The 22,126-nt window shown below is 72.1% G+C and carries 20 protein-coding genes and 1 pseudogene; 15 read left to right on the top strand and 6 right to left on the bottom strand.

Annotated elements, in window-relative coordinates:
• Positions 1–18 precede the first annotated feature (18 nt).
• Complete coding sequence (locus ABZ915_RS09550) at positions 19–501, bottom strand: hypothetical protein (RefSeq protein WP_361798528.1); 483 nt, start codon at positions 499–501, stop codon at positions 19–21.
• 209 nt (positions 502–710) lie between these two features.
• Between ABZ915_RS09550 and ABZ915_RS09545 the strand changes: the two genes are divergently transcribed.
• Complete coding sequence (locus tag ABZ915_RS09545; RefSeq protein ID WP_361799451.1) at positions 711–1,355, top strand: DUF4328 domain-containing protein; 645 nt, start codon at positions 711–713, stop codon at positions 1,353–1,355.
• A gap of 786 nt (positions 1,356–2,141) precedes the next feature.
• Positions 2,142–3,086, top strand: a complete 945-nt coding sequence (locus tag ABZ915_RS09540) for an MIP/aquaporin family protein (protein WP_361798525.1) — start codon at positions 2,142–2,144, stop codon at positions 3,084–3,086.
• 16 nt (positions 3,087–3,102) lie between these two features.
• Here the strand turns inward: ABZ915_RS09540 and ABZ915_RS09535 are convergent, their stop codons facing one another.
• Positions 3,103–3,669: a hypothetical protein gene (locus ABZ915_RS09535; RefSeq protein ID WP_361798522.1), complete on the bottom strand. Its 567-nt coding sequence runs from the start codon at positions 3,667–3,669 to the stop codon at positions 3,103–3,105.
• A 125-nt stretch (positions 3,670–3,794) separates the two neighbouring features.
• Here ABZ915_RS09535 and ABZ915_RS09530 point away from each other — a divergent pair, with 125 nt between their 5' ends.
• From ABZ915_RS09530 to ABZ915_RS09515, 4 genes are all read left to right on the top strand, one after another.
• Positions 3,795–4,307 (top strand): PadR family transcriptional regulator, encoded by a 513-nt coding sequence (locus ABZ915_RS09530; RefSeq protein WP_361798519.1) that lies wholly within the window; start codon positions 3,795–3,797, stop codon positions 4,305–4,307.
• Positions 4,308–4,404: 97 nt separating this feature from the next.
• The gene (locus ABZ915_RS09525) at positions 4,405–5,028 is read left to right on the top strand and encodes an RNA polymerase sigma factor (protein WP_361798516.1); all 624 of its coding nucleotides are present in this window, start codon (positions 4,405–4,407) and stop codon (positions 5,026–5,028) included.
• Positions 5,025–6,086 (top strand): CU044_5270 family protein, encoded by a 1,062-nt coding sequence (locus tag ABZ915_RS09520; RefSeq protein ID WP_361798513.1) that lies wholly within the window; start codon positions 5,025–5,027, stop codon positions 6,084–6,086. Before ABZ915_RS09525 ends, ABZ915_RS09520 begins: the two co-directional genes overlap by 4 nt.
• 267 nt (positions 6,087–6,353) lie before the next feature.
• Complete coding sequence (locus ABZ915_RS09515) at positions 6,354–7,892, top strand: PH domain-containing protein (RefSeq protein WP_361798510.1); 1,539 nt, start codon at positions 6,354–6,356, stop codon at positions 7,890–7,892.
• A 27-nt stretch (positions 7,893–7,919) separates the two neighbouring features.
• Here ABZ915_RS09515 and ABZ915_RS09510 read toward each other — a convergent pair whose 3' ends face one another.
• The 4 genes from ABZ915_RS09510 to ABZ915_RS09495 all read right to left on the bottom strand — a co-directional run bounded on the left by ABZ915_RS09510 (position 7,920) and on the right by ABZ915_RS09495 (position 12,106).
• A complete protein-coding gene (locus ABZ915_RS09510) occupies positions 7,920–8,441 on the bottom strand; it encodes a hypothetical protein (protein ID WP_361798507.1) in 522 nt (173 codons plus the stop codon).
• A gap of 104 nt (positions 8,442–8,545) precedes the next feature.
• Entirely contained in the window at positions 8,546–10,501 is a 1,956-nt protein-coding gene (locus ABZ915_RS09505; RefSeq protein WP_361798504.1) for an amino acid transporter, read from the bottom strand.
• 134 nt (positions 10,502–10,635) lie between these two features.
• Entirely contained in the window at positions 10,636–11,430 is a 795-nt protein-coding gene (locus ABZ915_RS09500; protein ID WP_361798501.1) for a hypothetical protein, read from the bottom strand.
• A 43-nt stretch (positions 11,431–11,473) separates the two neighbouring features.
• Complete coding sequence (locus ABZ915_RS09495; RefSeq protein ID WP_361799448.1) at positions 11,474–12,106, bottom strand: RNA polymerase sigma factor; 633 nt, start codon at positions 12,104–12,106, stop codon at positions 11,474–11,476.
• 466 nt (positions 12,107–12,572) lie between these two features.
• Here ABZ915_RS09495 and ABZ915_RS09490 point away from each other — a divergent pair, with 466 nt between their 5' ends.
• The 9 genes and pseudogenes from ABZ915_RS09490 (at position 12,573) to ABZ915_RS09450 (ending at position 22,120) form a co-directional block, all read left to right on the top strand.
• Positions 12,573–13,067 (top strand): DUF1877 family protein, encoded by a 495-nt coding sequence (locus ABZ915_RS09490; protein WP_361798498.1) that lies wholly within the window; start codon positions 12,573–12,575, stop codon positions 13,065–13,067.
• 101 nt (positions 13,068–13,168) lie between these two features.
• A complete protein-coding gene (locus ABZ915_RS09485; RefSeq protein ID WP_361798495.1) occupies positions 13,169–13,816 on the top strand; it encodes a hypothetical protein in 648 nt (215 codons plus the stop codon).
• Between the two features lie 16 nt (positions 13,817–13,832).
• The gene (locus ABZ915_RS09480) at positions 13,833–16,034 is read left to right on the top strand and encodes a bifunctional polysaccharide deacetylase/glycosyltransferase family 2 protein (protein ID WP_361798492.1); all 2,202 of its coding nucleotides are present in this window, start codon (positions 13,833–13,835) and stop codon (positions 16,032–16,034) included.
• Positions 16,035–16,054: 20 nt separating this feature from the next.
• Positions 16,055–18,289, top strand: coding sequence for a transglycosylase domain-containing protein (locus ABZ915_RS09475; protein ID WP_361798489.1), 2,235 nt, complete (start codon positions 16,055–16,057; stop codon positions 18,287–18,289).
• A 79-nt stretch (positions 18,290–18,368) separates the two neighbouring features.
• Positions 18,369–19,025 (top strand): annotated as a pseudogene (locus tag ABZ915_RS09470) (RNA polymerase sigma factor).
• Positions 19,022–20,119, top strand: a complete 1,098-nt coding sequence (locus ABZ915_RS09465; protein ID WP_361798486.1) for a CU044_5270 family protein — start codon at positions 19,022–19,024, stop codon at positions 20,117–20,119. The pseudogene ABZ915_RS09470 and the gene ABZ915_RS09465 overlap by 4 nt, the downstream one beginning before the upstream one ends.
• Before the next feature lie 107 nt (positions 20,120–20,226).
• The gene (locus ABZ915_RS09460; protein ID WP_361798483.1) at positions 20,227–20,700 is read left to right on the top strand and encodes a carboxymuconolactone decarboxylase family protein; all 474 of its coding nucleotides are present in this window, start codon (positions 20,227–20,229) and stop codon (positions 20,698–20,700) included.
• A 25-nt stretch (positions 20,701–20,725) separates the two neighbouring features.
• Positions 20,726–21,646: an RNA polymerase sigma-70 factor gene (locus ABZ915_RS09455; RefSeq protein ID WP_361798480.1), complete on the top strand. Its 921-nt coding sequence runs from the start codon at positions 20,726–20,728 to the stop codon at positions 21,644–21,646.
• Positions 21,647–21,727: 81 nt separating this feature from the next.
• Positions 21,728–22,120, top strand: a complete 393-nt coding sequence (locus ABZ915_RS09450; RefSeq protein ID WP_361798477.1) for a hypothetical protein — start codon at positions 21,728–21,730, stop codon at positions 22,118–22,120.
• The last annotated feature ends 6 nt before the right edge of the window (positions 22,121–22,126 follow it).

The following is a 22,126-nucleotide window of genomic DNA, read 5'->3' as shown; positions in this document are numbered from 1 at the left end:
GACCGGTGGCCGGGCGCCTCAGTACCGCAGCGCCCGCGCCACCACCGTCTTCACCTGTCCCGTCAGCTTGCGGTGACTCTGGGCCGTCGCCTTGCCCGACTTTCCGGCAGCCACGTCGGAGACCGTCACGACGGTCGTGTCCAGGAGGTTCCCGCTGCTGTCCGTGAAGTTGACCTGGACGGCGAAGGACTTGGTGGAGCTCGCCTTGTTGACGGCCGTGAGGTCGACCGTCATACGGCCGTCGGATGCCGAGGCCGGTGTGCCCAGGGTCACCGCGTCCTTGGCGTTGATGCCGCCCTTCACCTCGTTCAGCTTGTTGCCCGCCTCGGCGGTCGCCGAAGCCAGCGCCGACGCGCCCTGCGAGGCGAAGGACGCCGCCTTGCTGACCGCGGACGTGGGGGTGCTGGAGGTGCTGCCGTTCGAGCAACCGCCCAGCCCCGCGCCCAGGCAGGCGACGAGCGTCAGCACCGCGCCTGTCCGTACAGCCGTCAGACCCGTCATTGCGCACTCCGTCCGTGTCCTGGCCCCCGCCGTTCTCCCGTCCAGTCAAGGACCGCGACCGCTCTCGCGCATGCCGGGTCATCCGTACGGCGTACCACCGCACGCGTGATCTTCCTTCCGCGGCCTCGTGACCACGGCCCGCATTTCGTCGTCTGACATGGCGTAAACAAAAGGTCGTAGGACAGGATGCCCAGGTGAACGACGACTACATGGAGCAGTCCGCCGGTCTGCGGTCGGACCGGGCGGCGCAGTGGTGTGCCGTGGGCGGGCTGCTGCTCGCGGGGGCCGCCTGGGCCGCCCGGGGTGTGTGGCAGGTGCGGCTTTCCCTGGCCGGGGAGCCGGCGTCGGGGCCGCCGGACCAGGGGGACGGCGTGCACCGGAAGCTGACCGCGCTCGAGGACTCGTACCACCTCGTCAGTGCGCTGGGGGACGGTGCCGCGCTGATCTGCGCGCTGGCGTTCGTGTCCTGGATGTGGCGCGTCCGGGACAACGCGAGCGCCCTCTCGCCCGAGCCGCCGCGCTATTCCGGGTTCTGGGTCTACCTGGGGTGGATCGTGCCCGTCATGAACTTCTGGGTGCCGCGGGGCATCCTCGCCGACGCCTACGAGAAGAGCGTCCCGGGGCGGCCCGTGCCGCGCTCGCTGAACGTGTGGTGGGGGTTCTGGCTGGTCGGCATGGTCAGCGGCGTCGGCCTGCTGTACACGGACTCCACGGACAAGGTCATCGAGCGCGCCTACACCGGGGTCTGGCCCCTCCTGGCCTCCGAGGCGTCGGTCGTCGCCGCCGCCGTCGCAGGCGTCTGCGCCGTCCGCGCCATCACCGCGGCCCAGCACGACCGCACCCTCGCGCCCTGACACTCCGCCCCGGCCGCTTCGGGCGACACACACTCCTGACCCGAGGCCGCGCGGGGCGATGCCGGGGCCGGTTGTGACGTGGGGACCGGTCGGCTCGGGGCGCATGCGGTCCTGATCCGGCGGGGGTGGGCCCGCCGGCACGGGGCGATGGCGGGCTCGTCGGGCTGCGGCCGGGGCCGGTTGCGCGGGTGGGCCGGTCGGGGCGGGGTCGATGCTCGTCCGCAGGCCTGATCCGGCGGGGACCGGGATCCGTCGGCGCCCGCCTCCGCCACGACTCCCTTGGCCGGGTGCCACGAGGTCCCCGCCGGGCCTCGGCTTCCCCGCCGGGCCACGAGGTCCCCGCCGGGCCTCGGCTTCCCCCGCCGGGCCTCGGCTTCCCCCGCCGGGCCTCGGCTTCCCCCGCCGGGCCTCGGCTTCCCCCGCCGGGCCTCGGCTTCCCCTGCCGGGCCTCGGCTTCCCCTGCCGGGCCTCGGCTTCCCCTGCCGGGCCTCGGCTTCCCCTGCCGGGCCTCGGCTTCCCCCGCCGGGCCTCGGCTCCCCCACCGGGCCTCGGCTTTCCCAGCCAGCCCCCGTCTTCCCCACCAGGCCCCGGCCCCCTGCCGGGACGGTTCGGGCGGTCCCCGTGTGAGCGTGGCCGTGCTCGCGGGTGGCCCGCGTAGTCGTCCGCTCCGGTGAAATGTCCCCCGAATCCCCTCCGGTGTCCGTTGTCCCGTTCATGCGTGACGATGGGGAAAGGCCGGTTTCGTGATCGGTTGTGTGGCCGGATGCTCTCACTGAGGGGGCCGATATGGCTGTGGAAATACCTCCCCTGATCAAACCCTCCACGCTCAGACGCCGCGGGGGCCTGCTGGGCGAATGCATGGCGGAGTTCCTGGGGACGTTCGTCCTGATCTCGTTCGGAGCCGGTTCCGTGGCCGTGGCCGTCGCCGGACTGCCCGGCTCGGGCCGCACGGAGTCCCCCACCACGATCTTCCTCGCCGCCGGCGACTGGCTGCTGATCACCTGGGGCTGGGCCTTCGCCGTGGTCTTCGGCATCTACGTGGCCGGCGGGGTCAGCGGCGCCCACCTCAACCCGGCCGTGACGCTGGCGTTCGCGGTGCGCCGCAAGTTCGCCTGGGCCAAAGTCCTCCCGTACTGGCTGTCCCAACTGGTCGGCGCCTTCACCGGGGCGGCCCTGGTCTTCGCCGTCTACCACGACGCGATCAACGCCTTCGACGCCGCCTCGAAACCGCCGAAGACCAACGGGCACACGCTCGCCACGTTCTCGATCTTCGCCACCTTCCCCGCGCCCTACTTCCACGGCAGTGTCTGGGGACCGCTGATCGACCAGATCGTCGGTACCGCCTTCCTCGTGATGCTGGTCGTGGCCATCGTCGACCTGCGCAACACGGCGGTGCAGGCGAACCTCGGCCCCCTGGTGATCGGCTTCGTGGTCGCCGCCATCGGCATGTCCTACGGGACGAACGCCGGCTACGCCATCAACCCCGCCCGTGACTTCGGCCCGCGCCTGCTGACCTGGCTGGCCGGCTGGCAGAGTCTGGCCTTGCCGGGGGACGGCCCATGGTTCAGCTATTACTTCTGGATCCCGATCGTCGGACCGCTCGTGGGCGGGGTCATCGGCGTGCTGGTGTACGACCTGTTCATCGGCGACGTACTCCACATCCGCGCCCAGCAGGACGAGTTGCCGGAGGTCGGCCGCACCCGCCCCACCGAGGGCACGGACGAGAAGTAACCGACCGGGCGTCCCGTCAGCCGGCGAGCTGCTGGGCCTTGGCCTTGGCCTGGACGTGGGCGACGTAGCGGACGGTGAAGAGCATCGGGACGACGAAGCCGGCGATCTGGACGAGGGTGGCCGGGGTCGAGTGGGCGTTCCCGGCGTGCGCCACGACGGCGAGGACGACGGCGGTCACGGCGAAGGCGGCGGTCCACACGGCGGTGATGACGACGTTGGTCCGGATGAACGGCTTCAGCCCCCACACCTCGCGCGGGGTGGTGCGCTTGGCGATGCCCAGCGTGAACGGCTTGCCGACGGCGAGGGAGATCCCGGCGATCACCGCGAGGGTGCCGGAGGAGAGGGCCGCGGAGTAGTCGTGCACGCCCGAGTGCGGGTCGGCGAAGGCTATGACGGCCAGTACGGCGAAGAAGGCCGCCGAGCCCAGCTCGATGATCAGCGCGTCGAACCCGGTGCCGGCCCGCATCTGCTGGGCGATCAGCGCCACCGCGACCACCAGGGCGGCGAGCGCGCCCCACTGCCAGCTGCCGGACGGCAGTACCGCGAAGACGATCCACGGGAGGAAGGTGCGCAGGTAGGACATGAGGGTGTCGCTCCGTTTCGGCGTTGCGTGCCGGGCTTGTGTTCTCCCGCTGGCTTTCTCTTCTGACATGTCAAAACTAGAAGGTCCACGGGTGACATGTCAATGCTGGAATGTATGGTGTGGGCATGAGCCTTCGACACGCGCTGCTCGGCCTTCTCTCGGAGCGCCCCGCGAGCGGCTACGACCTGCTGAAACTGTTCGAGACGTCGCTGGCCAACGTCTGGCCGGCCACCCAGAGCCAGATCTACACGGAGCTCACCAGGCTCGCGGACACCGGCCTGATCACGGTGTCGGCCGAAGGTCCGCGCGGTCGCAAGGAGTACGCCCTCACCGACGAGGGCATGGCCGAACTGCGGCACTGGCTGACCGAGACCCGCCCGCAGCGCACCGTCCGCAGCGACGTCCTGCTCCGCGTCTTCTTCCTCGGCGTCCTGCCCCCCGAGCAGGCCAGGGCCTACCTGACCGACCTGGTCGAGCTCTCCGACCAGGTCCACGAAGAGCTGCGCCACCTGGTGGACTCCATCGACTGGGACGAGGACGACCTCTCGGTCTACGGCCGGATCGTCCTGGAGTTCGGCCTGCGGTTCAACGCCATGCGGCGGGAGTGGGCGGAGTGGGCGGCGGGGCTGATCAAGTAGGCGTCCCACCGGGCGTCGTGTGACGCAGAGCACGGGAACTCCCCGTGGTCCGCGGTGAGTACCGGATGTGAGGCGGCAACCGGAACGAGGAGAGTCAGTGCGTGCGCGCATACGGGCAGGGGACCGCGAAGCCTTCGCCGAGTTGTACGAGGAGTACGCGCGGGCGGTCTACAACCACGCCCTGCGGCTGACGGGGAACTGGGCGGAGGCCGAGGAGGCGATGTCCGAGACCTTCCTCGCCGCCTGGCGGGCCCGCGGGACGGTGGAGCCCGAGGGCGGCTCGCTCAAGCCCTGGCTGCTCGGCATCGCCACGCACAAGGCACGCAACGCCAACCGCGGGGTACGCCGCCGGCTCGCCTTCCTGGCCCGCAGCCCGGAGCCCCGGCCGGTCGAGGACTTCGCGGACGAGACGGCGGGCCGCATCGACGACGCCCGCCGGCTCGCGCTGGTCCACGACGCGCTGCGCCGGCTGCGCCGCCAGGACCGGGAGGTGCTCACCCTGTGCGTGGCCTCCGGGCTGGACTACCAGCAGGCGGCCGAGGCCCTCGGCATCCCGGTCGGCACCGTACGGTCGCGGCTGTCGCGGGCCCGCGCGCGGCTGGCCCGGCTCAGTGCCTCCGGTGAACCCGACCGAGAGAAACCGGAACCACCCCGGCCGCGCGGAGAGATGGAGAGTGAGGCCGCCTTCGCGGCCCTGTTCCTTCAGGAGGAAACCCCATGAACGCTGACGACCTGCCCCGCGCCGGCTCCGCCCGGAGCGAGGCCGAGGAGCTGCTGTCGGCCCCGGCCGAATGGGACCTCCCCCGGAACCGGCACCTCCACCACAAGGACGTACTGATGCAGCGCATCGACCAGGACCTGACCCCCTCCCCGCGTGCGGCCGCACCGCGCCGCCGCACACTGCTGCGCCCCGCGGTGCTGCTGCCCGCCGCGTCGATGGCACTGGCCGGGGCGCTGGTCGTCACCCTCGCCGGGGGAGACGGTTCCACCCCGAAGGGCGGGACGGCCACCGCGGGCCCGGCGCGGGCCAACCACGCGTCCGTGACCCTCGGCCGGATCGCCGCGGCGGCCATGGAGACCGACACCAGCCCGGTGAAGGACGGGCAGCTGGTCTACGTCAAGACGCTGCTCCGCGCCAACAAGGGCACGTTCGAAGGCCCGGTGGAGCTCGGCGCCCTGCACACGTCGGAGGAATGGACGGTGCAGAACCCCGCACCCGTCAAGACCGCCGGGTGGCTCAAGGAAACCGGCAAGGACGCCGTGATGCCCGGTGAGACGATCCCCATCGAGGAGGGCGGCACCCCCGTCCCGGCGGGCTGGAACCGTCCCACCTACAAGTGGCTGGCCTCCCTCCCGACCGACCCCGACGCCCTGCTCCGCCTGATCTACTCCAAGACGAAGGCGGACGAGACCGAGTCGCACGACCAGGCCGCCTTCGACAAGATCGGTGACCTGCTGAGCGGGACGGTCATGCCCGCCGCGAACAACGCCGCGTTCTACAAGGCCGCCGCGAAGATTCCCGGCGTGACCGAGCTCCCCGACGTCACCGACGCCGCCGGCCGGCACGGCCTCGGCATCACCCGCGAGGACCCCAGGTCCGTGATCCGCGACGTCTGGATCTTCGACAAGCACAGCCTCGCCTACCTGGGCGCCCGCTCGTACATGACCAAGGACCGGAAGAAGGAGCCGCGCCCCACCACCCTCGCCGGTGTCACCGCCGTCATGGAACGCGCGGTCGTCGACCACCGGGGCACCGACCCGGCCAAGAAGGCCAGCTAGGGCCTGTCCGGCGGACATGCCGCAGACACGGGGCTTGGCACCCCCACCTGCGGCGTTGTCGTCGGTTGCCGACTCCCCCACGCTCGAACCAGCTCGCGCGGGGGCACCCCCATTCGCCCCGCTCACCAGCACCGATGGGGCACCGCCCATTTCCTGCGGCCTGATCCGCCGGACAGGCCCTGGCCTGCCGTCGGCAATGTCGAGGGCCGGGACATTGCCGGACACAGCACAAGCGGGCGCGGCCCCGCCGGTGTCAGGCTCCCGTTCATGAACGATGTCCGGGAAGTGACCTGTCTTCCCTCGCGCCGGCGCATGCTGTGGTCCCTCGTCGTCCTCGGAGCGGCCGGGGCGGCCCTGGCCGGGGTGCGCCTGGCGTACGCGGGCGGGCTGGTGGACGGGTGGCCGATCGCCGGCCTGCTGCTGGCGCTGATCGGCGTCATGGCGCTCCACTGGGCCACCGCCCGGGTGAGCGCCGACGCGTACGGGCTGCGGATCCGCACGCTGTGGGGGACCCGGAGCGTGCCCTGGGGGGACGTCGCCGGCCTGCGGGTGTACCTGAAGTACGGGAGGAACCCCAGGGTCCCCGTCTCCCGGCGCGTCGGCCTGGCGCTGCGTGACGGCCGCAAGCGGCTCCTGCCGCTGCCGTGGAGCGGGTCGTCCGACGACCCGGAGTTCGACGCGACGCTGGAAGCGCTGCGCACACTGCACCGGCGGCACGGAGCCCCGGAGTCCGGCCACGTCCCCGTCGTCTCGAACCGCACGGCCGGGCGCGGCTGGGCCGGATCGCTGAGCGTGAGCGCGCTGCTGCTGGTGTGCGCGGGGGTGGCCGCGTGGTTCGTGCCGGACGCCGCGTCGGCGGAACAGGCCTGGCGGTCGGCCCGCCCGTGCACCGCGGCGACGCCCGCCTCGGCGCGCGCCGACTGTCTGACCACCGTGCCGGCCGTGATCGCGCGCACCGACGCCAACAGGCCGAAGAAGAGCAGCTGGCTGTACTTCGCCGACGGCAGGCCGACGGCCCGGGTCGCGGTGTCCCGGGAGGCCGCGGAGGGGTTCCGTCCCGGTGACCGGGTCGAACTGACCGTCTGGCGCGGTGAGGTGCGGGAGGTCAGCGGGGCGCACTACGTGTGGCACGACCACGTTCCGGGCGCCGGGGACGTGGCCGCCATGGCCGCCGTGTTCGCCCTCGCCGCCGGCTACCCCGCCGCCCAGGTGCTGCTGCGGCTGCGCGGGCGCCGGCTGCCCGACGACGAGGTCCTCCCTTCGGAGTTGCCCTTCGCGGGCGCGCTCGTCGGCACCGCCCTGTGGCTGCTGCCGCTCTGCTACCTCCACCCCACCACTCTGTTCACCTCTCCCGTCGCGCTCACCTGGGCCGCGTCGGGCTCCCTCGCCACCCTCGCCCTCCTCGCCTGGGCCTGGCGGACCACGCGTGTGCGTACGCCCCAACCGGCCGCGGCGAGCGCGCAGTCCACCGACCGGGAAGCGCACGAGGTCTTCCTGGCCGCCCGTTTCCTGGAGCACACCGACTACAACCCGCACGGCTTCGGCACCCACATCGCCCTCGGGGACGGCCCGCCGGCGGTCACCCCCGGTCCGGGCAGGTTCGCCGCGAAACGCATCCCGGTGGAGCGGCTCGCCCTGAGAACCGTGCGCCGCGCCCGGGGCAGCGACGGCGACACCGTGCCCAGAAGCTGGCACATCGCCGAACTCGACGACGCGGGCGGCACGGTCCGCCTCGCCGCCGCCCCGGCCGACCTCGACCGCATCGTCCGCGAGCTGAACCTGGTGAGGGCCACCGCGACCACCTGAGGCGCGGCACGCTTCAGGGCGTCCGGCCTACGACAGCCCGGACGCCCGGAGAACCGCTCGCGCCGTCTCGGTGTCGATCCGCTCGCCCAGCCGCCGGAACGCGTCCTCGCCGTGCAGCAGGGTGCCCCGGTGCACGGAGCGGCGCAGGCCGGTGTCGAGTTCGTGCCACAGGAAGGGGTTGGCGGCCAGCACGCGGGTGTCGAGTTCGAGGCGTCCGCCGTGGGCGTCCCGCAGGACGAGGCGGGTGGTGATGCCGCCGGACTGCCGTACGGACACCAGCGCGTCCGTCCGTACCACCCGTCGGCCGAGCGGGCCGCGTGTCATCAGCCAGCCGCGGCCCGCGCTGACCCGCTGCGGCAGCAGGACGGCGAAGACGGCGGCGGACAGGGCGAGCCACAGCGCGGCGCGGGCGACGGTGAGGGTGCCCGCGTCCCAGTCGACGAGGACGGTCAGTGCGAAGAAGGCGAGGGCGCAGCTCGCCGCGAGCCGGGCGCTGCCGGGCCAGTGGCGGTCGGTGACCGGGCCGTCGCCCGTTCCGCTTCCTCGCATGTCTTCGACGCTAGGCGGCATCGTGCCCCTGGGCGAAGGGCGCTGACGGTCTTCTGACGCAATGAGGTCGGCTCTTGACGGGGTCCTGACGCGGACGTTGATTTTCAGCCGGTGTGGACGCGGGGGCGGCGGTCGCGGTCCGGTTCCGCTTCGCGCAGCACCTCGCGGGTGACGGGGGCGACCTCGCCCTGGCCGAAGAGGAAGAAGCGCAGGAAGTTGGCGAGGGGGGCGCCCTCGGTCCACTCGAAGTAGATGTGCGGGATGCAGCCCGTGGTGTCGCGGACGTGCAGGAGGAGGGCGGCGAGGGCGTTGGGGACGGAGGAGGACTCCAGGGTCAGGACGCGGTAGCGGTCGTGCAGCACCTCGCCGCGTACGGTCAGCTCCGCCTCGAACTCCGAGGGGTCGGTGACGGTGACCTCGGCGAAGACGAAGTCCTCCTGTTCCGGCAGGTCGTTGTCGGCCCGGATCTGGTTGATCTTGTCGCGGTACTCGGCCTTGTCCCGCTCGCCGGGCTCGTTGGCGAGGAAGCGGATGCGCCGGTGGGACATGTCGCGGACGAACCGCTGCGCCATGTCGTCCAGCGTCACGTGGGTCACGCGCAGCTCGAAGGCGCGGGCCAGCCGGGACAGCAGCGAGACCAGGATGATGCCGACGATGAAGCAGGCGCCGATCTTCACACCGTCGGGGCGTTCGATGACGTTGGCGACGGTGACGTAGAGCAGGACCGCGGACACGACCGCGAAGCCGGTGGTCCAGCCGTGTTGCCGGGCCTTGCGCGAGGCGATGGTCACCGCGATCGCCGCGGAGGACATCAGGACCAGCACACCGGTGGCGTAGGCGCTGCCCTGCGCGTCCACGCTGGCGTCGAAGATCCAGGTGACCAGGAAGGCGATGAGGGTGAAGACGATGACCATCGGGCGGACGGCGCGCGCCCAGTGCGGGGCCATGCCGTAGCGGGGGAGGTAGCGCGGCATCAGGTTGAGCAGGCCGGCCATCGCGGAGGCGCCCGCGAACCAGAGGATGGCGATCGTGGAGACGTCGTAGACCGTGCCGAACGCGTTGCCGAGGTACTCGTGGGCGAGGTAGGAGAGTGCGCGGCCGTTGGCCTGCCCGCCCGTCTTGAACTCCGGCGCCGGGATCAGCACGGTGGTGATGAAGCTGGTGGCGATCAGGAACACGCTCATGATCAGCGCGGCGGCCGTGAGCAGCTTCTTCGCGTCCCGGATCCGGCCCTTCGGGTTCTCCTCCGTGTCATCCGGGTCGCCCCTGACGTGCGGCATGACGGCGACGCCCGTCTCGAAGCCGGACAGGCCCAGCGCCAGTTTCGGGAAGACCAGCAGGGACAGGCCGATCATGACGAAGACATTGCCGTGCTCCGTGGTGAGGGCGCTGGTCCAGTCGGTGATCAGGTGCTCGGCGGTGACCACGTGCCAGAGGCCGTCGACCACGACCACGGCGTTCAGCCCGAGGTAGACGACCACCAGGGCGACCGCGACGCCGATCGCCTCCAGGAAGCCCTTGAGGAACACCGCGCCGAGCAGGGCCACCAGCAGCAGGGTGAACAGCAGCTGCTTGCCGTGCAGGGCGCTGGTCAGATGAGGGTTCTCGACGAGGTGCGTGGAGGCGTCGGCGGCGGAGAGGGTGATGGTGATCAGGAAGTCGGTGGCGGCGAAACCGAGCAGCGTGAGGACGAACAGCTTGCCCTGCCAGAAGGAGAGCAGCCGTTCCAGCATGGCGATGGAGCCCTGTCCGTGCGGGCTCTCCTCGGCCACCCGGCGGTACACCGGGAGCGCGCCCGCCAGGGTGACGACGACGAGCACGAGCGTGGCGATCGGCGACAGCAGGCCCGCGGCGAGGGCCGCGATGCCGGGCTGGTAGCCGAGGGTGGAGAAGTAGTCCACGCCGGTCAGGCACATCACCCGGTACCAGCGCTGCCCCTTGTGCGGGGGCTCCGGCTCGGCGTACGGGCCGGTGTGACCGCCGGGCCTGCCCATGTCGGACAGGCCCTCCAGCATCCACGTCCGCAGCCGGCTCTGCGGTCGGTGTTCGGTGGCGGCCATCGACGTGCTCTCTTCTGCCGTGCGGCTCGGCGTGCGGTTTTCGGCCAACACGCGGAGAACGGCACCAGCGTAGGCAGAGAGCGGCACAAGGGCCCACGCGAGACTCCGCCGATCGCGTCAGGGGCCCGGGAGCCCTACTTGTGCTTCCCGCTGCCCTTGCCCCCGTTCGACCCGCCGTTTCCGGACGTGCCGTTTCCGGACGTGCCGTTTCCGGACGTTCCGTTTCCGGAGGTGCCGGTGTTGCCGGGCGTGCCGTTGCCGGGGTTCGCGGAGCCCGCGCCGGGGTTGTTCTTGCCGCCCGGCGTGGCCGTGGCCCGGGCCAGCTGCGCGGAGCAGTACGCGGCGACCTCGTCCTTTCCGCCGGCGGCCGCGATGAGCCGCCGCCAGGCCGTCGCGTCGAGTGCCTTGCCGTGGTTCTGGACCTGCTCGTAGGCGCGGCAGTGCGCTTCGGTGTCCTTGGCGGTGGCCGGGCGGTCCGTCGGCCCGTGGCCGCCGGGGGACGTCGACGGGGCCGCACCGCCCGGCCGGCCCGGGGCGGTCGACGACGGGTGCGCGGTTCCCCGTCCGGCGTCGGCGCCGTCCGCGGACGAGCCGACCGAGCCGATGGCCGCCATCGCGACACCGCCCAGGGTGAGGCTGGCGAACACCACGCCGAAGGTCATCTTCACCGAGCGCCCGGTACGCCGCTCGGCGGGCAGCCGCCAGTCGTCCCGGCGCCGGGTACGCGCCTTGTGCGTGCCGCGGGCGGCCCGGAAGGCGGCCACGGCCCGCTGTTCGGCCTCGGGGGCGAGACCGTCTTCGCGCAGGGCGGCGGCGAGGGCCGTTTCCAGTGCGGCGGAGTCACGTACGTCCCACGGGCCGGACGCGGCGCCACCTGGACGCGCACGCCGACGGCCCGGACCGCCGCCACCGCTCAGCCGCTTACCCATGTCCGCATCCGTTCGTGTCCGACAGGTTCGATCCGTTCGTCGTTCATTTCGACTCACCCAGCGTCCGGGAAGCCTCATCCGTCACACCCTCGTCCGCCTCACCGCCGATACCGAGCTGACGGGCGAGGCGTTTCAGGCCCCGGTGGGCGGCGGTGCGCACCGCTCCCGGGCGCTTGCCGAGGACGCGTGCGGCAGCGGGACCGTCCAGGCCGACGACGACCCGCAGGAGCACTGCCTCGGCCTGGTCCCGAGGCAGACCGCGGACCAGTTCCAGGGCCCGCTCGGTGGAGAGGGACTCCAGGGCCTGCTCATGGGTGCTGTGCGGGCCGGCCAGGTCCAGTACGTCCTGTTCGGTCCCGCCCGCCCGGGGCCGCACGCGCTGCCGGCGCAGATGGTCCAGTGCCCGGTGCCGGGCGATGGTCGCCGTCCAGCCGCGGAACCCGGCCCCGTCGCCCTTGAAACGCCCTAGGTCACGGGCGATCACCAGCCAGGCGTCGGACGCCACGTCCTCCGCGTCGTCGCCGACGAGGCCGTGCAGATAGCCGAGCAGGCCCGGCTGCACGATCCGGTAGGCGATCGAGAAAGCGGCCTCGTCACCGTCCTGGGCCCGCGCGACCGCCGCGCCCAGTTCCCCGTCGTACGCCTGTACGCGCCGGGATTGCCGTACCTGGCCCAAAACTGTCCTCGTTCGCACCGGTTTCACAGTGAGTCCATGCCGTCCGCCGCGCTCCGGTCGCGTCGACGGCCCCATGGTGACCAGCGTCCGTCCTCACAGAAATGTCACAACACCTCAGGAGCCCTCCACGTCGTCGGCGGCGCGCTGCACCGCAACGACGCCCCGCCGCACAGCCGTTGGCGACGCGAGGGTCGACGCCGCAGTTCGAGACGGCCCCGTCGTGCCGGGGACCGTGCCCGCGCCGGGTGACGTTTCGCGCCGGCCGTGCGCTGCAGGAGTCGCGAGCCACCACTCCCGGACCTCTCTCCGTGCCCGCTTCCGACTCCCCCCGAGGGGCGGTCCGGAGAGAGCCGGGGCGGCCGGAACCCCAGCCACTGCACGAGGTTCCGGCCGCCCCACATACGCCTCGGCGTACGGGTCCGACGGGCCGCGTAATGCTTCGCCGCCCCCGTGCGCTCCTCCTGGCATGAGTACGAACCTCCGCATGTGCGCGGTGCCGCCCCCGGCCCTGCGCAACAGCGCGACCTGGCTTGAACGACTGTTCGAGAATGGCTCGGAGACCGTCCGGCACCGGGTCGGCCCGCACCGCGAAGAGGTGCTGGACCAGCGTTACCTGGACCAGGAACGCATCTACGCCGGCCCGCCCCCGCGGTGTGCCGAGGGCCGGCCACAGACCCAGGTGGTGCTGGGCGGCCGGCCGGTGTTCCGCCCCGACCGGCACAAACCGTCGCTTCTGGTGCTGACGGCCGCCCAGACCCGCCGGGTGGCCGGGTTCCTCGCGATGGCCGACTTCGACGCGCTGTGGCTGTTCGCCCGCGACGAACTGCTGCCGCGCTACGGCGGCGTGACCGCGGAGCCCGAGACGTGGGGTGCGTTCGCCTCCACGCACCGGGAGTTGACGGCGTTCTACGCACGGACGGCCGAGTGCGGGGACGCGGTGGTGAAGCGCCTGCCGGCCTGAGGCAGGCCGAGGGCGCCGGCCAGGGGTGTAACACTTTCGGCCCCGTGCGCTCTTTCCATGCGGACGACCACGTCGGTCGGCCGGGACAGGGGGCACGACTCGTGCAGTGGACGGACGAAAGCGGCGGAGCGTACGGCGAGGATCCGTACGGTGGCCTCGGGTACGCGTATGCCCACGGCCACGAGTACCGCGGTGGCACCGCCGGCACGGACACGATGTGGGACTCCCCCCACGGTGACGTCCTCACCGTGCCGCCCGCGGACCTCTTCGACACACCCGGCCGCCCCGTACCGGAACCGGACACGACGGCGAGCGGGTCGGAGCGTCCCGTCTTCGTCGACTCCTCGGGGCGACGCCAGCGCCGAGTGCGCCGTGCCGCCCGGCTGCTGTTGATCCCCGCCGTCGGCTACGTCGCCCTGCTGATCAGCACCGTGCTGGGCGGCCCCGGCCTCAGCGCCCCGTTCGTCCCGCAGTCGCACTCCACGCACCCGGCCCCGCACGCGTCCGTGCCCGGCTCCACCGCCGGAGGTAGCCACTCGGCAGGGAGCACGCGCCCCGTCACGGCGCGGAACACCTCCCGGGCGACCGAGGCGCAGCACACATCCCGCCCCTCCGGCCGGCCGACGACCCCCGCCCCCTCGGCAGCCGCGTCCGCGCCCACGACGGCGCCCACCACGACCCCGGCCCCCGCACGGACCCCTGCCTCCAAGGGCCGCGCGCTCGGCTCGTCCCACAAGCCCGTGAAGTGATCCAAGACCCTTGAACGTGACCGACCGCCGACGCCGCAACGCTCCTGGCCGCCGCCACGGCCGCACCCGCCGGACCACCCCCCGCACCCACTGGCTGCTGCTGAGCGTGCTCGCGGTCACCCTGTCGACGGCCCTCCTGCTGCAGGGCTACACCCACCACATGTTCGGAATCACATCGGACGCCGTGTCCGGTGCCCGTGGCCCGAGCGGGGCGGTGCCCAGCCGGGTGACCCGTGGTGGCCCGGTGATCGCGGACGCCGCCACCTCCCCGCACACCGCCGGGGTGAAGGACCGTACCGTCGCGCTCACCTTCGACGACGGCCCCGACCCCGTCTGGACCCCGCGGATCCTGGACGTGCTGCGCCGCGACCATGTGCACGCGACGTTCTTCGTCGTCGGAACCCAGGTCGTGGCCCACCCGGAGCTGGTCCGCCGGATCGTCGCCGAGGGCCATCAGATCGGCATCCACACCTTCACCCACCCCGACCTGGCCCGCATTGCCCCATGGCAGCGCTCCCTGGAACTGCGGGAGACACAGCTGGCGGTGGCCGGCGCCGCGGGGGTCACCACCGCACTGCTGAGACCGCCCTACTCCTCTGAGAACGACGCGCTGGACGACGCCGACTGGTCCGTCCTCGAGCAGGCCGACGCGGCAGGCTATGTCACGGTGCTCTCCACACAGGACGCCGAGGACTGGCAGCGCCCGGGTGCGGACCGCGTCCTCGCCCGTGCGACACCGCACGGCCACGCCGGGCAGATCGTGCTGATGCACGACGGCGGCGGTGACCGGTCACAGACCGTCGCCGCGCTGAAAACCCTGATTCCGCGGCTCAAGGCGCGGGGCTTCAGGTTCGCGACGGTCGGCGCCGCGGTCCGCATGGCCGGGCCCGTCCAGCGCGCCGGGCTCGGCGACCGTCTTCAGGGAATGGCCCTCATCAAGCTGCTGCGGGCGGGTGACTGGGCCGTGTGGCTGCTGGGGGTGCTGATGTACACCGCCGGAGCGATCAGCGTGCTGCGCGCGGCGGTCGTCCTGATCGCCGCCCGGCGCCACCGGCGCCTGCGGACGAGGCGCCGGAGCCGCTCCTGGGGGCCGCCGGTGACCGAGCCGGTCAGCGTCATCGTCCCGGCGTACAACGAGAGCGCCGGGATCGAGGCGGCCGTGCGCTCACTCCTCGCCTCCGACCATCCGGTGGAGATCATCGTGGTGGACGACGGTTCCACCGACGGCACCGCCGACCTGGTGGAGTCGCTCCACCTGCCGGTACGGGTGATCAGGCAGCAGAACGCGGGCAAGCCCGCCGCTCTCAACACCGGACTCGCCGCGGCCTCCTGCGACCTGGTGGTAATGGTCGACGGCGACACCGTCTTCGAACCCGACACCGTCCGCATGATCGTGCAGCCCTTCGCCGACCCCCGGGTGGGCGCCGTCTCGGGCAACGCCAAGGTCGTCAACCGCGGCGGCCTGCTGGGCCGCTGGCAGCACATCGAGTACGTGGTCGGGTTCAACCTCGACCGCCGGCTGTTCGACCTGGCCGAGTGCATGCCGACCGTACCGGGAGCGGTCGGGGCGTTCCGCCGCCGGGCGCTGCTCGGCCTCGGCGGCGTCAGCGACGTCACCCTCGCCGAGGACACGGACCTCACCATGGCACTGTGCCGCGAAGGCTGGCGTGTGGTGTACGAGGAGCGGGCGAGGGCCTGGACCGAGGCCCCCGCGTCACTGAACGCCCTGTGGCGCCAGCGGTACCGCTGGTGCTACGGCACCCTGCAGGCGATGTGGAAGCACCGCGGCGCGCTGGTCCAGCGGGGCGCGGCCGGAAAGCTGGGCCGCCGGGGCCTGGGCTATCTGCTGCTCTTCCAGGTCCTGCTGCCCCTGCTCGCCCCCGTCGTCGACATCTTCGCCCTCTACGGGCTGCTCTTCCTCGACCCGGTCCGGATCGTCGGGCTGTGGCTGGCCTTTCTGCTGCTGCAGCTCGTGATGGGCCTGTACGCGTTCCGCCTGGACGGGGAACGCCCGGGCCCGCTGTGGAGCCTGCCGCTGCAGCAGTTCGTCTACCGCCAGTTGATGTACCTGGTGGTGATCCAGTCCGTCTTCACCGCCCTGGCGGGCTCACGGCTGCGATGGCAGCGCATGGAGCGCTACGGCAGCCTACGGGCCCCGGCTCCGGCGCCGACCCCCGCACCCGCCCCCGCACCGCACGACACCACGCAGTGGTACTGAGAGGACAGTGAGCCGAGCCCATGAGCGGACACCGGCGCCGACCGCCGCAGAGCTCCAGCCGAAGGAGGCGGGCACCCCAGCAGAAACGTTGGATCGACTACCCGCGCCGAGGCAGGACGGGCGTGCGCCGCTGGCTGCCGTCGGTGCGCCAGCTCCTGGCGCTCTTCCTGCTGCTCTTCGGCGGCACGGCGGCGGCCGTCGGCTACGCCTACGCCACGGTCACCATCCCCGACCCCAACCCCTCGACACTGCTCCAGAACAACGTCTACTACTGGTCCGACGGCACGGTCCTGGCGACCGACGGCAGCGTCAACCGGCAGAACGTCATGCTCTCGCAGGTGCCCGCCGACGTGCGGGGGGACTTCATCGCCGCGGAGAACGCCTCCTTCTACACCGACCCCGGCATCGACCCGGAGGGAATCGCCCGCGCCGTCGTCCACATGGCCCAGGGCGGATCCGTCCAGTCGGGATCGACGATCACCCAGCAGTTCGTGAAGAACACCTACCTGGACCAGTCGCAGACGCTGTCCCGCAAGTTCCGGGAGCTGCTGATCTCCACCAAGATCGGCGCCGTCATGAGCAAGGACCAGATCCTCCAGGGGTATCTGAACACCTGTTTCTTCGGCCGCCAGGCCAACGGCATCCAGGCAGCCGCCCGCGTGTACTACGGCCTGCCGGTGGAGAAGCTCGACGTGAGCCAGGGAGCCTTCCTCGCCGCCGCGGTCAACGAGCCGAGCCTCTTCCAGCACGCGGACTCCGACCCCCGGGCCAGGGCACAGGCGAAGGCCCGCTGGTCCTGGGTGCTCGACCGGATGGTCGACACCGGCAGGCTGACACCCGGGCAGCGGGCACGGTACGCCGCCGCCGGGTTCCCCGCGCCCAAGAAGTGGACCCCCGGTTCGGGACTCACGGGCCAGACCGGCTACCTGGTCCAGCTGGCCAGGTCGTACGTCCAGGCACACGACCCGGCCATCACCGACGGCAGCCTGAGCCGGGGCGGCTACCAGATCCACACCACCTTCGACCGGAAGAAGACGGCGGACCTGGCCAGGGCCGTCGCGAAGGTGCGGGGGGAACGCCTCGACCCGGCCCACCGGTCGGTCGACCGGGACGTCCAGGTCGGAGCCGCCTCGGTGGACCCCGCGACCGGCAGGATCCTCGCCGTCTACGGCGGCCCCGGCTTCGACCACGCCCACTTCTCGGACAACGCCGACACCACCGGCGTCCCGGTGGGATCGACCTTCAAGCCCATCGTCCTCGCCTCGGCGCTCCAGCACGGAGCCGTACTGCGACCCGGCACGGCCCCCGAGCCGATCACCCCGGCCAGCAAGTTCGACGGCGACGACGGCATCAAGATCAAGGACCAGCAGGGCGACTACGTCACCGACGACAAGGACCCCAGCGGCCTCCTCCACCAGCACAACGACACCCCTCAGCGCTGGGGCCACATCACTCTGCGCAAGGCGATGGAGCAGTCGGTCAACACGCCGTACGTCCAGTTGGGAGAGGACGTCGGCCACGAGAACGTGGCGGGCACGGCGAAGGCCCTCGGCCTGCGGCCGGACAGCCTCGCCGCGCCCAGCGCCGGCTTCTACATCGGCACCTCCACACCGAGCGCCATCCGCATGGCGGGCGCGTACGCGACCTTCGCCGCCTCCGGCATGCAGAGCACCCCGTACTCGGTGACCAAGGTGGTCCGCGACGGCTCCGCACTGCCCGTCTTCACCACGCCCGCCCCCGTACGCGCCCTGCCGGCGGCGGTCGCCGACAACGTGACCGACGTGCTCCGCGGCGTCATCAGCCGGGGCACCGGCACCAAGGCCCAGGCCCTCGGCAGGACGGCCGCGGGCAAGACCGGAACCACCGACGACTACCGGTCGGCCTGGTTCGTCGGCTACACCCCCCGGCTCGCCACCTCGGTGCTCCTCTTCCGCGAGGACCCGGCCCACCCCCAGTTGCAGTCCCTGGTCGGTGTCGGCGGCCTCCAGAAGGTGTTCGGCGGCGACATCCCCACGGAGATCTGGACCCAGTACATGCGCGACGCCCTCACCGGCCTGCCCGACACCGCCTTCCCCGCTCCCGCCCCCCTGGGCCACGGCAGCGACGAGCCCGGCGCTCCCTCTCCCTCGCCCACGCACTCCGCGCCCCCCGCCAAGCGCCCCGGGAAGCCCGGCAGGAAGACCGCCCCCACCGCCGCTCCCACACCGGGCGCCCCGGCCCCGCGGCCCAAGTGCCATCATCACAAGTGCCGCTGACCACGCCGACACCGAATGTGGCGCAGGTCACGGGAAGCCGGTGGGAGGTGCCGGACAGCTCATTGAAGTGAGCACTCATATGCGTACCCGGGTACGGGCCGGGGAGTCGAGCGCGTTCGCGGAGCTCTTCGACAGTCACGCCCGCGCGGTCTACAACCATGCCTTCCGGCTGACCGCCGACTGGTCGACGGCCGAGGACGTGATGGCCGCGACCTTCATGGAGGCATGGCGGCTCCGCGACCGGGTCGAGCCCGAGGGCGGCTCCCTGCGGCCCTGGCTGCTGGGCATCGCCACCAACACGGCCCGCAACCAGTACCGGAGCAACCGGCGGTACCGGGCGGCGGCGGGCGCGGCCGCGGCGGCCGAGCTGTCGGTGCCCGACCACGCCGACGAGGTCGCCGACCGGGTCGACGGCCGGCGGCGGCTCGCGACGGCCCTGACCGCGCTCGCCGCCCTGCGCAGACCGGAGCGCGAGGTCATCGCGCTCTGCCTGGGGTAGGGCCTGGACTACGAGGCGGCGGCGGAAGCCTTCGGCATCGCCGTCGGCACCGTCGCCTCCCGGCTCTCCCGCGCCCGCAAGAAGCTGCGCGCGCTCGCCGAGCCCGAACCCGCCCGCCCCGCAACCGAGCCGACGCGCAAGAAAGTTCACGGAAATCGGGAACACAGCCGTCCCGGCCGACAGACAAGAGGCGAACGCACAAACGCGATCCGGCCCGCGCAGGAAGGAAACCGATGAACGCGGACACGTCCCGGCAGGACCAGGCCGAGTGGGACGAGAGCGCACAGCTCTTCTCCCGGACGGCGCGTGACCTGCCGACGGGCCGTCACCAGTTCCACAGGGAGCGTCTGATGGCCCAGATCCACGACACGCAGCGGGAAGAGCGCACGGGGGCGGCCCCCGCGAAGGCACGGCGGGGCTTCCGGCTGCCGCGCCCGGCGATCGTACTGCCCGCCATGGCGGCGGCCGTCGCGGCGGCGGTCGTCGCCGGGACCGCGATGTCCGGCGGCGGCGGGGTCAGGGACGGCGGCGTGGCCACCGGCCCTGCCCTGACCACACAGGTCGGCGCCGCGACCACCAAGGGCGTGCCCCAGCTGCTGGACCAGATCTCGCTGGCGGCGGCCGACGGGTCCCACCCGGACGTCAAGCCCGGCCAGTACATCTACATCGAGTCCAAGTCGGCCGACAGCTTCCTGAAGACCGTCGACGGCAAGACCACGCCGGCCTCCCACGAGCTGCACCGCCGCCAGATCTGGAAGTCCCCGGACGGCACCAAGGGCTGGCTGATCGACCCCTCGGACGACGAAAACCCCAAGGGCGAGACGCTGGACCTCCCCGACGAGCGGGGCTTCACCCCGAAGCCGTCCCTCAACGGTCCGTCGTACGACTACCTGACCAAGCTCACCACCGACCCCGCCGCACTGCTGGCCAAGATCTACAAGGAGACCAAGGGGCACGGCAACTCCCCCGACCAGGAGGCGTTCACCACGATCGGGGACCTGCTCGGCGAGAGCTACCCGCCCGCGGAGCTCTACTCGGCACTGTTCAAGGCCGCCGAGAAGATCCCCGGTGTCGTCGTGGTGCGGGACGCGGTGGACGCGGTGGGCCGGCACGGGGTGGCGGTGGCCCGGCTCGACGAGAGCAGTGGTCAGCGCGAGGAGTGGATCTTCGACCCGAAGACCCATGTCTTCCTCGGCGAGCGCACCGTCCAGGTACGGAAGAACAGCGGCCAGGACGGCCTGATCAAGCCCGGCACGGTGGTGTACACCAGCGCCATCATGGACCGGGCCGTCGTCGACGGCATCAAGCAGACCCCGTCGCGCAACGGCTGACGCCTGCTCAGGGCCGGGAGACGCAGGTCACATCCACCGATGTCACAGGCGGCGGGGTCGTCCCGTCTCGGGTGTGTAGCCACTGACGACCTCAGAGGAGGCGCACCATGGAAGCGCGACTGGACTATCTCGCCGCCCCGACCGCCGGCAAGGCCCTCAAGCACTTCATGTCGGCGGGCAGGACGATCACGGAAGGGCCCCTGCCGGCCACGACACGGGAGCTGGTGTCCCTGCGCGTGAGCCAGATCAACGGCTGCGCCTTCTGCATCGACATGCACACCAAGGAAGCGGCCGCCGCCGGCGAGAGCCCGGTGCGGCTGAACCTGGTCGCGGCGTGGCGGGAGGCCACCGTCTTCACCGAGGCCGAGCGTGCCGCGCTGGAGCTGGCGGAGGAGGGCACCCGGGTCGCGGACGCGGCCGGCGGGGTCGGTGACGACGTGTGGGCGGCCGCCGCCAAGTACTACGACGAGGACCAGCTCACCGCCCTGGCGATCCTGGTCGCCTTCATGAACGCGGCGAACCGGCTGAACATCATCAACCAGCAGCCGGCCGGCGACTACCAGCCCGGCTCGTTCCACTGACCGGCATCGGGGAAGGTCGTCCGGCGTGAGCGAGGTCGAGGAGTTCGAGGAGCTGCGGCCACTGCTGTTCTCGATCGCCTACCGGATCCTGGGCAGCGTGGCCGAGGCCGAGGACGCGGTGCAGGAGACATGGCTGCGCTTCGCCGGCTCCTCGACCCGGCCCACGTCGGTCAAGGCCTTTCTGGCGGCCGTCGTGACACGGATCTCGATCGATGTGCTGCGGTCGGCGCGGGTGCGGCGGGAGGAGTACGTCGGCCCGTGGTTCCCCGAGCCGCTGCTCGACGACCCGTATCAGGATCCGTCCCGGTCGGCGGAGCTGGCCGACTCGGTGTCGATGGCGGCGCTGTTGCTGCTGGAGCGGCTCAGCCCGCTGGAGCGGGGGGTCTTCGTGCTGCGGGAGGTGTTCGGCTTCGGGTTCGACGAGGTCGCCGCCGCGGTGGGGCGGTCGGAGGCGGCGTGCCGGCAGCTGCTGGTGCGGGCGCGGCGGCACATGGAGGCCGGGCGGCCGCGCTTCGAGACGGCCCGTGAGGAGCGGGAGGAACTGGCGTCACGGTTCTTCGCCGCCCTCCGCGGAGGCGACGTCGCCGGGCTGCGGGAACTGCTCGCCGCCGACGTGTCGATGGTCGGCGACGGCGGCGGCAAGGCCCCGCAGCTGGCCAGGGCCGTCATCGGCGCCGAGAACGTGGCCCGGCTGCTCGCCTCCGTCTTGCCCCGTATGGCCCGGGTCGGCGTGACGTTCGAACCGCACGAGGTCAACGGGCGGCCGGGTGCGGTCTTCCGCGACCGGGACGGCAGGGTCCTGCACACCCTGGCGCTCGATGTCCTCGACGGGAGGATCCAGACGATCCGCTCGGTGATCAACCCCGACAAGCTCGGGCACCTGGGCCCGGTGGCGGACGCCTGGGCGATCGACCGCGAAGTGCGACAGGCGCGCCGGTCCACATGACGTGCCCAGAGCTCAGGTACTCGGGTGGAGCTGAGTACCCGGGCTCTGGCCGGCGCCGGGGCGAGCCGAAACGCTTGGGTCATGCGCGAAGGACTGATGAGACCGGTTCTCCGACAACTGCTGTCGATCCTCGCCCTGGCGGGGGTCACGGTGGCGATGTGGGCCGCCTGGCTGGGCTGGGACCAGCGTCGTGTCGAACAGTTCGACGGCACGGCGACCGGCCCGTACGAGACGTGGCAGATCATCGGGCTGGTACTGACGCTGCTGCTGCCGGTGTACTGGGCCGCGTCCCGGCACTACGTCATGGGCGCCGTGCTCGGCACCACGCTCGGCCTGACCGCCGCCGCCTATTACGACTGGTCGGACGACTCCAGCGGTCTCTTCGTGATCGGCGTGGGGCTGGTCATGGTGGGGAGCCTTGTCGTGACCGGGGTCGTCTCCGCTGTGATCGCCTCTGTCACACGCGACATATGACGGGGC

Origin of the sequence: Streptomyces sp. NPDC046915 (assembly GCF_040644935.1) — a bacterium.
GTDB lineage: Bacteria > Actinomycetota > Actinomycetes > Streptomycetales > Streptomycetaceae > Streptomyces.
Note: the sequence above shows the minus strand (reverse complement) of the source record. Positions and strands in the feature narration are given on the sequence as shown.